The following is a 12317-nucleotide window of genomic DNA, read 5'->3' as shown; positions in this document are numbered from 1 at the left end:
CTAAAAGTCGTTTTACATGAATTCTAGCAATCGTTTTGCAGGAAGTCTAGCAATCGTTTTACAAGGAATCTAGCAATCGTTTTGCAGGTTTTACGCGGGCGGCTGCTATCCATATTTTCAAGCCAGGCGCTAGTAGTTGCCCACCAGCTCCCTTTGAAAGGTGGGGTTTGTATCCAAAGCTGAACCTAGAAGCTGCAACTAGATATGAGATAATGAGCGGGTGCTGCGAACCTATACCGACCAGGCGATTGTCCTTAGAACCACCAAACTAGGGGAAGCAGACATGATTCTAACCCTGCTGACCTTAGAGCACGGGCAGGTGCGGGCGGTAGCCAAAGGACTGCGCCGCACGTCCTCAAAATTCGGGGCGCGCCTTAGCCCCTTCAACCGGGTAAAACTGCAGCTACACTCCGGGCGCAACCTGGACACGGTTACTCAGGCTACCTCGCTCAGCCTTAATGCTCCGAGAATCGCTTGCGACTATGAACGGTACCTCTCGGGGCAGGTAATGCTAGAAACCGCCGAGAAGCTTTCCGAGGGCGAGGCTTCGCGCAGCCAATATCATCTGCTAGCTGGGGCAATACCCGCTTTAGCAAACCGGGCGCACCGCCCGGGCATGGTGCTGTCCTCTTACCTATTACGCACTCTAGCGATTGCCGGATGGGCGCCAGCTTTAAGCGAATGCGCCCTCTGCGGTACCGCGGGGCCGTTTAAAGTATTTTCCGCACCTGCTGGCGGAGTAGTTTGCGAAAACTGTCAGCTAAGCGGAGGTACCCGCATCTCTAAGCCAATAACCGACCTGCTCACCGCGCTGTTGGCGGGACAGTGGCCGCAGGTCTACCAGGCGGATCCGCTAACTCAGGGGATAGCAGAAGAAGTGGTCACCGCCTATACCGAATGGGTGCTAGAGCGAAAACTAAAATCCTTGTCGGTGATGGCACGCAAGGCATAATAAGAACATGAGCGATAAAGACTTCGTAGCTACCGTTCCCCCTGGGCAGGGTTCCTCAATGCCCCCGTTGTCGCCAGTGCCAGCCCATGTGGCGCTGATTATGGACGGCAACGGACGGTGGGCTAACCAGCAGGGATTACCTAGAACCGCTGGGCACGAGGCCGGGGAATTATCGCTCATGGACACCCTGGCCGGAGCCGTAGAGGCCGGGGTAAAAATGGTGAGTGTCTATGCTTTTTCTACCGAGAACTGGAAACGCTCTCCCGCGGAAGTGCGTTTCCTAATGGGGTATTCCCGGGATGTGATTCGCCGTCGCTCCCATGAACTAAACGACTGGAACGTGCGCATAGTCTGGTCGGGCAGGCGAGGGAGGCTCTGGAAATCGGTTATCAAGGAGCTAGAAGCGGCGCGGGAACTAACCCGAAATAACACCGGGCTGGTGTTTAACATGTGTATTAATTATGGAGGGCGCGCGGAACTGGTTGATGCGGCGCGCGCGGTTGCCCGCCGGGTGGTATCCGGGGAAATCAGTGAAAATCATATCCGCGAGGACACCTTGGCGCGGGAAATGTATCTGGGGGGCATGCCGGATGTGGATTTGCTGATTCGCACCTCCGGGGAACAACGCCTGTCTAATTTTTTGCTTTGGCAATGCGCCTATGCGGAACTTAGTTTCGTTCCCGAGATGTGGCCAGATTTTAAACGGGAACAACTCTGGCGGGAATTAACTGCATTTGGAGGACGCAATCGGCGTTTTGGGGGCGCGAAAGATCAGCCTCAGCCCGCCTAAGTTTCCCTGCGTCCTCGTAAAATAAAAGGCGTTAAACCTCGGGTCCTAAACCGGTTCGCAGTTTGCGGTCGGGGAATTAGCAAATGCAGCCTGCCGCCTAATCCCATAAGGGATGAGCGAACAGGCCGCTGCCAAGTTTCGGTTCAAACCAAGTGGATTTAGGGGGCATGATTTGCCCCGCGTCAGCCACCTCCATTACTTGGTTAATCTGGGTAGGGTACATGTAGAACGCGCAGGCAGCGCCCTTATCTACCGCTGCTTTAAGTTCGCTGTCCCCGCGAATCCCGCCTACGAACTCGATGCGTTCACTGGTGCGCGGATCAGTAATTCCCAGCAGGGGAGAGAGCACGGTTTCTTGCAGCAAAGACACATCTAAAGAATCAGGCAGCTCTTTACCGGCTAAAACCTGAGGATGGAAGCGGCAGGCGTACCATTTTCCGCCTAGATACATGCTGAAAACACCGGCATTTTCCGGGGCCGCAAACTCGCTCAGTTCAGTAAGTGCTGCTACCTGCGATAAGTCTTTCAAGAACTGTTCGGGGGTAGTATCTCCCCAATCAAGCACTAGCCGATTATAGGGCAGGCAACGCAGGTCGTGGTCGGGAACCGCGACCGCTAGGAATTCATTCCAGGGGGCATCTGCGCGCTGGGGGCGAGAAAGACCCACTTTTGCGGCGGAAGCCGAGCGGTGATGTCCGTCGGCAATATAAAAGTAATCCAATGATTCAAAGACGTCGCTCGCTAAAGAAGTATCTTCCGGCGAGAGCGGCCAAAGCTCATGGACAGTGCCTTCCAGAGTTTCTCCTTTGAGTAGCGGCTCTTCTTTCGTTACCCGCGCCGTGAGGGCGTCTATTTCTCGACTCGCGCGATAGGTGAGAAATACCGGTTCGGTATGGGCATTCACCCGGTCAAAATGTTTAATCCGGTCGGCTTCCTTAATCGCTAAAGTTTTCTCGTGCCGTTTAATGATGCCGTCTTGATAATCGGCAACCTGGGCGCACCCTACGATTCCTACCTGGCTCGAGCCCCGCCAAGTCTCCCGGTACAGGTATAGGCAAGGGCGATCTTCGCGAACCAGCACGCCCCGGTTAATAAAATCCGCCAGATTAGTGGCTGCCTGCTCATGCACCTGGTCAGCGTGTTGATCCACACTTAGGGGCAAATCAATTTCCGCGCGCGTGATATGCAGATAAGAGTTCGGGTCTTTGCCCTGCGCGCTAGCCTCCTCACGGTTCATAACGTCATAGGGCAGTGCCACTACCCGCGGGGCAGCCTCGCTAGTGGGACGCAGCGCACGGAAAGGACGCAACTTCGGCATCAAAATCTCCTTAAAGCTATTACCTTTGTCCCCAGCTTATCGGCTTGGCTCCAGTTTCGGAGGTTCGTACCACCCACTAGCCAGTGGAAAGATGGGAACTAATGCTGGTGTTAAGGGTCTTCGCGCCTAATCCCCCGTGTGCGCAGGGAAAATAGCGAGCGTCCTCCAGTTATTTGCTGAATTCTTTGTATATGTCCGAGTCATAAACCCAGTCGAACTGTCCAATCATTTCCATGAGGCCGCCCTCGCCACAGAACGCTTTCTTGAAGCTATAGAGGCCCCCGGAGTTATCAATCTCGTAGATACCTCCCATGTCGTATTGGGTGTATCCATGGTCAATTGCGTCCTTTATTGCTTCATTATTCATCTGATAGCTGGGACGAAGATTTCGTTTTTCATTGGAACTGGCAGCGTAAATGTAGAAACATTTACGGTTGAAGCCCAAAGCGATGGCGCAAGAAAGTACCTCCTGCTCGGGGGTGCGAGTTTCATAGAGAGTTACGGCTGGGGGGGGGAAGGCATTAAATAGGCGCACGAAGTAATCTTTAGGGCGATAGGTGATTCCCTGGCGCTTCGCCATAATCTTGGTTAGTTCATAAAATTTATCGAGTGCTTGCTCAAACCCGGGATTACCACGATGAAAACGCATAGTTTCCAGGCCATGTTTATAAGGAACTTTGATTTTACATTTGTTTTTCGATTTTACCGTTTTCAGGAATTCGTCATGAGCCCCCATGCTAATGTCTGCAATCATATGCATACGGGGATTGGAGAAGCTGTGTTCATCAGCTCCTCTAGTAGTTATTTTCAAATTAGCTATTCCGGCATCGCGATAGCCTTCCAGTACTCCCTCGTCATAGGCGAACTCGGGATCCATCCTTAAGACAAATCCGTTACGTTTTTCAATTACCGCGGCAGCTTCTTCAACTAAGGCTTTCACGGTGTCGATATCTTTAAAATCGCAGACCGGGCCGCGCGGGGCATACATAAAAGCGTGGGATCCATCATTCTTGACCGAGAGTATTGACAGGGCGGCGGTAATATTTCCCGCATCGTCCTCCAAATAAACGTAATCACTGTCCCAGTTATTTTTTACTTTTGCCCAGTTAACCGATTGCATAACGTGACCGTACCGACTGGTAGCAACGAATTCTTCATAGCGGGCTACCGCTTCGCTGTCCGTTAAATCTAAAATAGGCACGGTAACTCTCCTCGTTTTTTTGAGATAACTACAGATGCTCCGGAATGAAATCCGAATTTAGAATACTTTACTGTCTTAGCACAGTACTAATACCATTAATCAGCGATTTTGAACTTGGTCAAGAAATTGTCTCCTTGGTAAATCAGTGGGCAGAAGATAACAGCTAACCGCTACTTTCCTCCAGGGAGAGGGGAAACAAATGACACAACTTGCCAAAGAGCCCTCGGTCACAGTCGTTTTCGCTACTTGGAGCTCGCCTATTAGACTTAAGCGCGATGACAAGCAACGATAAAATGCCTCGCACCTATCATGTGCGAACTCTTGGCTGCCAGATGAATGAGCATGACTCCGAACGGATGGCGGGGCTGCTAGAAGCTGACGGCTTGATACCGGTGGAGCTGGTGCCCAAAGCAGCCGCGCGCGCCACTAATGCTGGGGACGGCGGCGCTGATGTGGTAGTAATAAACACCTGTTCGGTGCGGGAAGCTGCAGCTAATCGCCTCTTTGGGAACCTCGGGCAACTGGCTAGCGTGAAGCGGGAACGTCCCGGAATGCAAATCGCGGTGGGAGGTTGCTTAGCGCAGCAGATGCGCGAAAAAATCATTGAAAAAGCCCCCTATGTGGACGCGGTATTCGGCACCCACAATATAGATGTGCTCCCCGCATTACTTAGGCGGGCACGGCACAATCACCGCGCTGAAGTAGAAATTGCAGAGTCGCTGCAAGTTTTCCCGTCCACTTTGCCTACCAGGCGAGAATCCTCCTATTCCGCTTGGGTGTCAATCGCGGTTGGCTGTAATAACACCTGTACGTTTTGTATAGTGCCTTCCCTGCGGGGACGGGAACGCGATCGCCGCCCGGGGGAAGTACTCGCGGAAGTAGAAGCCGTGGTTTCTCAAGGCGCGATTGAAGTGACTTTGCTGGGACAGAACGTCAATTCTTATGGCGCGGGATTTGGAGATCGGGGAGCGTTCGCCAAACTGTTGCGTGCCTGCGGAAATATCGAAGATTTAGAGCGAGTACGCTTCACTTCCCCGCATCCGGCGGCTTTTAGTGATGACGTGATTTGGGCAATGGCGGAAACTGAAAACGTGATGCCCACCTTGCATATGCCACTCCAATCGGGCTCTGATACTATTTTACGCGCGATGCGCCGCTCCTACCGGCAAAAACGCTTCCTAGGGATACTGGATAAAGTACGGGAAGCTATGCCCGAGGCCGCGATTTCCACCGATATTATCGTAGGCTTCCCCGGAGAAACCGAGGAAGATTTCCAGCAGACTCTAGAGGTAGTAGCGCAGGCTCGTTTTGCCTCTGCCTTTACCTTCCTGTATTCGCCGCGCCCTGGCACCCCAGCGGCTGACCGGGAAGATCAAGTACCTCACCAGGTGAAACTGGAACGCTACAACCGGTTGATTGCGCTGCAAGACCAGATTTGTTTGGAAGAAAACCAGAAACTTGTAGGCAGGCAAGTAGAGGTATTAGTTTCCGAGGGCGAGGGGCGAAAAGATCAAGAAACTCACCGGGTATCTGGTCGCGCCCGAGATGGACGCCTAGTACACGTAGCATTACCTGCCGGACAGGAAATGCCCCGACCGGGAGATATGGTTACGGCTACTGTCACCCATGGCGCTCCCCATAACTTGCTCGCGGATTCCGCCTTGGAGGGGGGATTATTTTCGGTACGTGCTACCCGAGCCGGGGATGCTTGGCAGGCGCGTCAGAGTAAGCAGGAGGAATACTCCCAGCAGGTTTCTCTGGGAATTCCCGCCATTCGTCCTCGCGGATAGGTGGTCTAATGGATTCCTCCAATCTTCCGCTCCTAGCGGTAGTCGGGCTAACTGCCTCGGGTAAGTCTGGTTTTTCCCTGCACTTAGCTGCGGCGTTGGGGGAGAGAGGAATCGCTTGCGAGATTATTTCGGCTGATGCTTTCCAGCTGTATCGCGGTATGGATATCGGAACCGCGAAGATTCCGGTAGATGAGCGCAGGGGAATCCCGCATCACTTGTTAGATGTTTTGCAGCTAGAGGAAAAAGCGTCAGTAGCTGACTATCAGCGCAGTTGCCGCCAAGTTATTGAGCAGATTCGCTCGCGCAATGCCCTGCCGATACTAGTAGGGGGGAGCGGACTATATGTGCGCGCTGCCCTTGACAAAATCGAGTTTCCTGGAACCGATAGTGCTATTAGAGCCCGCTTAGAAGCACAGGCAGCGCAGCTGGGGATAGAGAAAATGCATCAACGCCTCGCCGAAGTTGATCCGCAGTCCGCAGCCCGAATCGTGCCGGCTAATGAACGCCGGGTGATTCGCGCCCTGGAGGTCTATGAGCTAACCGGCAGGAAGTTTTCAGCCACTATGCCGCGGCGAGAATACTTCCAGCCTGCTTTGCAGTTGGGAATCTCCTGGCCGCTTCCACTGCTTGATGAGCGTATAGCCGAGCGCACTACCCAAATGCTGGCGCAAGGATTTATCGCGGAAGTCGCGGAGCTAGAAAAACAGGGGCTGGCAGATACTCCCACTGCTTGCCGCGCCACCGGCTACCAGACGGTTATGGATTTGCTAGCCGGAAAAATCACTCGCGACGAGGCTGCAGAGCAAATAGCGCTGCAAACTCGGCAATTAGCACGCAAACAGCGCAAATGGTTCCGCAAAGACCCCAGAATCCATTGGTTAGACGGCGAAGCCGGCACATCCGCCAACGTCAAACAAGCCCTAACTCTACTCGGAATCAACGCAGAGCAATAAACTGCCTAGAATTCCGATTTGACTAGGTTAATGCAGGTAAGAGCGCGGAAAACTTTTTTCCTCCTGCCCAAAACCTCGCCCCCGCGTGCCCAGTCAGAGCCGCTCAGAGGCATAGAGTATTTGCGAGGGAAAGGGGCGCGGCCGGTAAAAGATGCGAGAGGGGCTCGTTCCGCTTGCTCCAAGCGGAACGTGGGGTCCCCGGAGCGCTTTTACCGAGCCAGACCCGTAAACAGACCCACAAGCAGTTTCGGCTAGTCCTCAATAACGATAGCGTGGGCAGTTTCTCGATCAATGCGACCGAAGTTATAGAACGCGGCGCACGCGCCCTCGGGGGAAACCATGCAGGTACCGATGGGTTTTTCGGGCGAGCAGGCAGTGCCAAACACTTTACATTCCCAAGGTTTGATGCGTCCAGTGAGTACCGATCCACATTCGCAGGCGGGGGGATCGGGAACCCGCACGCCCGGCACCTTGTACAGTCGTTCCGCGTCCCAGGCGGCAAATTCCTCGGAAATCCCCATCCCGGAATAGGGCATCCACCCTAAGCCGCGCCACTCGAAAGTGTCGCGGGTAGAAAATACCCGATCCAGGAGCCGGAGGGCAGCGAGGTTACCCTCGGGACGCACTACCCGCGAGTACTGGTTTTCTACTCGCGATTCACCGCGTTCGACTGCTCCCGATAGGTATTGGTCGATTAGCATGGCTACCGACTGTAGAATATCGAGCGGCTCAAAACCGGTTACTACCACCGGTTTGTTGTACTCTGTTGGCAAGAATTTGAAGGCGTCCGAGCCGACGACGGTGGCTACGTGACCGGGCCCGATAAAACCGTCAATCCGGGTTTCATCCGCGCCTACGATTGCCCGCAGTGGTGGCTCGATTTTCACGTGGTTAGAGAACACGGAAAAGTTCTTTACCTGCTGTTTCTTGGCTGCTAGCAGGGTAACGGCAGTCGAGGGCGCGGTAGTTTCAAACCCGATAGCAAAGAAAATAACCTTTTTATCAGGGTTTTCTTTCGCAATCTTTAAAGCGTCCAGGGGAGAGTAGACGAAACGTACGTCTCGTCCTCGCGCCCTCGCCTGTAGTAGGGATTCTTGCGAGCCCGGTACCCGCATCATGTCCCCGAAAGTCGTCAATATGACGTCCGGTTGATTAGCCAGCCAGAGGGCGTCATCGACCCTTCCCATGGGAATCACGCACACCGGGCAGCCCGGGCCGTGAATGAACTGTACGTTTTCGGGCAATAAATGCTCCAGGCCGTGCCGGTAAATAGTGTGGGTGTGTCCGCCACAAATCTCCATAAATGCTAGCGGACGCTCAAAGTGCTTGGCCTCCGCGTTGATACGTTTTACCAGTTGGCGCGCAAACTGGGGGTCACGGAATTCGTCAACGTACTTCATTTGTTCTGTCTCATTTCGCGGTCAAAAGATTCTTTAGGTAAGGCAGGGACGGTTAAACCGAGGTGGTCTTGAACTGTTCTAGTTCATCTTCGAACTGTCCTAACTTTTTTATCTGCTCCAATGTGGTGGCGGCTTCATCGGCATCAATCTGAGACATGGCAAATCCCACGTGTACCAGCACCCAGTCGCCAACTTTCAAACCTTCGTCTGCCAGTAAATCCGTGGAAATCATGCGCTCCACTCCAGATAGGGAAACTTTGGCGCGGCCGCTCTCGGTTTCGTCGAATGCTACGATTTCGGCTGGTACTCCCAAACACATATGAATCTCCTTTAGCAAGCTTCTTTTCCAGATTACTGACATTTAGTTGAGCTATCAAAAGATGAAAATGACACCCCATTGTGCAATTATCGATATGTGGATCCGAAAAACCGCCTTAATAATGACGAAGCAAAAGTAAACTCCAATATTGCCCGGGTGCGCAGTCGCGGCATGAAACTCAAAGATGAATACGTGACGCTGTCGCATGGGGCGGGAGGGAAAGCTTCGGCTGCCCTGGTTGATCAAGTTTTTGTTTCTGGTTATGGCAACGAGGTACTTGCGGAACTAACTGATGCGGGGGTGCTGCCCCTGGCAGAACTGCTGGGCTCTGACAGCGAGGACGGAAGTTTTGACGGCGGCAAGTTGGCAATGTCCACTGATTCTTATGTAGTTAATCCTATCGTCTTCCCCGGTGGCTCTATTGGGGAGTTAGCGGTAAATGGTACTGTGAACGACCTGGCAGTTTCGGGCGCTATCCCCAAAGTGATTAGTGCCGGTTTTATTTTGGAAGAGGGATTGCCCATCGCAGATTTACGCCGCGAAGTGCAGGCGATGCGCGAGGCCGCCGAGAGTGCGGGGGTAAGAATCGTTACCGGCGATACCAAAGTGGTTCCCAAAGGCAGCGGCGACAAACTATTTATCAACACTGCCGGAATCGGGATTGTGCCACCTTCGCGTCAACTAGGAGCAGACCAAGTTAAGCGTGGTGACCGGATTATTGTTTCGGGAGCGATTGCAGATCACGGGATGTCGGTGATGATGGCACGCGGGGATTTGGCGATTGAAGCCCCCATTAAATCTGATACTCGCGCGGTTAATCACCTGGTGGAAGCCTTAATGGCGGCGGTTCCGGATACTCGCTGGATGCGGGATGCTACTCGCGGCGGGCTGGGAACGGTGCTGAACGAACTAGCGGTGGCTACCGGCTTAGGGATAGCTATCGAGGACGAATCTATTCCGGTACACGATATGACCCGCGGTGCCTGCGATATGTTGGGGATCGATCCTATCTATGTGGCGAACGAAGGTATGTTCTGTGCGGTAGTTCCCGCTGACCAGGTAGATACCGCGCTGGAGGCGCTACGGGCACTTCCGGGCGGGGAAGAAGCCGCTAATATCGGACGAGTAGTTTCTAAACCGGAGTCATCAGTGGTGATGGTGACGGCCTTCGGGGGTACTCGGATGATTGATATGTTGGTGGGCGATCCGCTACCGCGAATCTGCTAACGATCTAGGGGAGGGCGTCAAAGGTAGAACTCTGCCTAGTGGTATTAGCCTTCACTTGCCCCTAAAATAGCGGCCCACGCCTGTCCTAGGCTCAGACCCCCATCAGTTGGAGGCACGGTCTGGTGAGTCAAGACTTCATAGCCGTCTTCGTGCATTATCCGCGTGAAATGACTGCTAAATAGGCGATTCAGGGCAACCCCGCCGGTTATTCCCACGGTTGTAATCCCCGCTTTTTCGGCAGTTTCTCCCGCCTGGGCAGCCAATAGTTGCGCTAGCCCCAGATGGAACTGCCAGGCGCGCTCACCAACTTCCCGTCCCGGTTCAACTAACATTTCAAAAAGCTCCCGGTAACTACCAAAGCGTTGAGCCAGCGCCCGTACATGCGTATTGGCCCAAGTGGTGGCAGCGTGCTCTAATTCCATGGCCGCTTGCGCCTCGTAGGTGACCGACGTGCAAATTCCCAAAATGGCGGCTGCGGCGTCAAATAATCTGCCACAGCTAGTGGTGGATACTACTCCGAATCCCGTATTTAACTGGCTTTTTACCAGTTCGACCTCGGCGCTGTTTTCCTGGCGATCGCCAATTTCGGTGCTGATTTCTTGGGTAATCCGATCCAGATTCCAATCATAGGCGATCCCTAAAGCGGCTCGCCAGGGATAACGCACTGCCCGGTCGCCTCCCACTAAGCTAAATGAGGGCAGGTGAGCGCGGCGTTGCCATGTAGCTCCCGCAATCTCCAGGATTTCTCCTCCCCAGATAGTGCCATCGGTTCCATACCCGGTGCCATCTACTGCCACGATTACCGCCGGATCCAAGTGAGAGCGTTCCGCCAGGAGGCTATAGGCATGCGCCACATGGTGCTGCACCTGCAATAACTCAATGTCGCGCTGTTCGGCAAAACGGGAAGCCCAACTGACCGTGGAATAGGCAGGGTGCAGGTCACAAACCACTGTTTCGGGCTGGGAACGCTGGAAATTCAACATCTGGGTTACCGCCCTGTCTAAGGCATCCTGACTGGACAGAGTGCCCATGTCCCCAATATGCCCCGACAGATGCGCCCAATCTCCGCTGGCCAGGCAAAAAGTATTTTTTAGCTCCCCTCCTATCGTCAGGATAGGTGCCGTGGCTACCCGGGGTAGAGCCACCGGCAGCGGTGCATAGCCGCGCGAACGCCGTGAAGGAATAGTTACTTGTGAGTTAGCTAAGAAAACTGAGTCCTCCATCGGCAAATAAATATCACGGTCATGGAAAACGAACCCGTCCGCAATACGCGACAAACGTTCGCAGGCGTCCTCGTTAGTAAAACACAGGGGTTCTCCCGCCAGGTTCCCCGAGGTTGCCACCAGTGCCATGTCCGAGCAGTCAGCACTCAAAAGTTCTAAGTGCAAAGGAGCATAGGGCAAAAGTATCCCCACGTCCCCCAACCCGGGAGCCACCGCGGGCGCTAGATCATATTCGGAGCCGAAAGGAGCAATTACGATGGGGCGCGCCGGGCAGGCCAGCTCTTTTAACTGGGAATCACTTAACCGCGCCAGCCGGTTAGCAGCCTCAATATTGGGAGCCATCACTGCAAACGGTTTCTCTCCGCGATTTTTCCGTTTGCGTAGCCGGGCTACTGCTTCTTCATTACGGGCATCACACATTAGATGAAAACCGCCAATACCTTTCACCGCCAGGATTTCTCCACGTAGCAAACGGGCTCGAGCTTCGTCTAGGGCTCCGGCGATCAAGGGGCGGCGATCTCCCGAGGGAGGACGCAGATTTGGGTTGGCAGTATCGCTTACCCACAACACTGGGCCGCAATCAAAACAGCTAACCGGTTGCGCGTGGTAGCGCCGATTTTTTGGATCGGTATATTCTGCCTGGCAAGCCGGACACATCGGGAATTTAACCATAGTGGTGGTGTCCCGGTCATAGGGTAAATCACGCATAATCGTTGCTCGCGGGCCGCAATTTGTGCAGGTAGTAAAAGGGTAGTGATAGCGACGATTAGTGGGGTCGATCATTTCTTGGCAGCAATCGGGGCAGGTAGCGGTATCGGAGGGAATCAGAGTGCGCGCGCCAGAACGCCGCCGCGAAGACACAATCCTAAATCCGCTTTCGCCCTCAATATCGGCAATATCGCAGGCAGCGGTGTGCAGAACCTTAGCTAGGGGAGGGAGAGTCGCCAGCATTTTCGCCATGAAGTTATCAATATCGCTGGCGGCGCCTTGGGCTTCGATAAAAACCGACTCGTCGTCGTTTCCCACGAAACCGCTTAAGGGAAAACCTGAGGCCACTTTGGCTACGTGGGGGCGAAAACCTACTCCTTGCACCACGCCTTTCAGTCGATAGGCTCGCCGCACCTGGGTCCTCCTCATAGAAAAT

The 12317-nt window shown here is 53.9% G+C and carries 10 protein-coding genes; 5 read left to right on the top strand and 5 right to left on the bottom strand.

Going from position 1 to position 12317, the window contains the following annotated elements; translation table 11 throughout:
• The first annotated feature begins 220 nt into the window (after positions 1-220).
• Both recO and uppS read left to right on the top strand, forming a co-directional pair.
• Positions 221-952, top strand: coding sequence for a DNA repair protein RecO (gene recO / locus ACZ5BI_RS05700; RefSeq protein ID WP_464895827.1), 732 nt, complete (start codon positions 221-223; stop codon positions 950-952).
• A 58-nt stretch (positions 953-1010) separates the two neighbouring features.
• On the top strand, positions 1011-1742 hold the full coding sequence (gene uppS / locus ACZ5BI_RS05695) for a polyprenyl diphosphate synthase (RefSeq protein ID WP_464896785.1): 732 nt from the start codon (positions 1011-1013) through the stop codon (positions 1740-1742).
• Between the two features lie 97 nt (positions 1743-1839).
• Here the strand turns inward: uppS and ACZ5BI_RS05690 are convergent, their stop codons facing one another.
• Together ACZ5BI_RS05690 and ACZ5BI_RS05685 are read right to left on the bottom strand one after the other, a co-directional pair.
• Entirely contained in the window at positions 1840-3060 is a 1221-nt protein-coding gene (locus ACZ5BI_RS05690; protein WP_464895826.1) for a DUF1015 domain-containing protein, read from the bottom strand.
• A gap of 169 nt (positions 3061-3229) precedes the next feature.
• Positions 3230-4261: a lipid II:glycine glycyltransferase FemX gene (locus ACZ5BI_RS05685; RefSeq protein ID WP_464895825.1), complete on the bottom strand. Its 1032-nt coding sequence runs from the start codon at positions 4259-4261 to the stop codon at positions 3230-3232.
• A 275-nt stretch (positions 4262-4536) separates the two neighbouring features.
• On the opposite strand from ACZ5BI_RS05685, the gene miaB reads away from it, so the two are divergent.
• Positions 4537-6051 carry a tRNA (N6-isopentenyl adenosine(37)-C2)-methylthiotransferase MiaB gene (gene miaB, locus ACZ5BI_RS05680; RefSeq protein ID WP_464895824.1) on the top strand — a complete coding sequence of 505 codons (1515 nt, stop codon included), beginning with the start codon at positions 4537-4539 and terminating at the stop codon, positions 6049-6051.
• Between the two features lie 8 nt (positions 6052-6059).
• A complete protein-coding gene (miaA, locus tag ACZ5BI_RS05675) occupies positions 6060-7004 on the top strand; it encodes a tRNA (adenosine(37)-N6)-dimethylallyltransferase MiaA (RefSeq protein WP_464895823.1) in 945 nt (314 codons plus the stop codon).
• Positions 7005-7255: 251 nt separating this feature from the next.
• Here miaA and hypD read toward each other — a convergent pair whose 3' ends face one another.
• Both hypD and ACZ5BI_RS05665 read right to left on the bottom strand, forming a co-directional pair.
• The gene (hypD, locus tag ACZ5BI_RS05670) at positions 7256-8404 is read right to left on the bottom strand and encodes a hydrogenase formation protein HypD (RefSeq protein WP_464895822.1); all 1149 of its coding nucleotides are present in this window, start codon (positions 8402-8404) and stop codon (positions 7256-7258) included.
• 52 nt (positions 8405-8456) lie between these two features.
• Positions 8457-8723 carry a HypC/HybG/HupF family hydrogenase formation chaperone gene (locus tag ACZ5BI_RS05665; protein WP_238127413.1) on the bottom strand — a complete coding sequence of 89 codons (267 nt, stop codon included), beginning with the start codon at positions 8721-8723 and terminating at the stop codon, positions 8457-8459.
• 96 nt (positions 8724-8819) lie between these two features.
• Here ACZ5BI_RS05665 and hypE point away from each other — a divergent pair, with 96 nt between their 5' ends.
• Positions 8820-9950 (top strand): hydrogenase expression/formation protein HypE, encoded by a 1131-nt coding sequence (gene hypE / locus ACZ5BI_RS05660; protein WP_464895821.1) that lies wholly within the window; start codon positions 8820-8822, stop codon positions 9948-9950.
• Positions 9951-9994: 44 nt separating this feature from the next.
• On the opposite strand, the gene hypF is transcribed toward hypE, so the two are convergent.
• Entirely contained in the window at positions 9995-12310 is a 2316-nt protein-coding gene (hypF, locus tag ACZ5BI_RS05655; protein ID WP_464895820.1) for a carbamoyltransferase HypF, read from the bottom strand.
• Between the last annotated feature and the right edge of the window lie 7 nt (positions 12311-12317).

Source organism: Varibaculum sp. GTC20041 (assembly GCF_055387755.1).
Note: the sequence above shows the minus strand (reverse complement) of the source record. Positions and strands in the feature narration are given on the sequence as shown.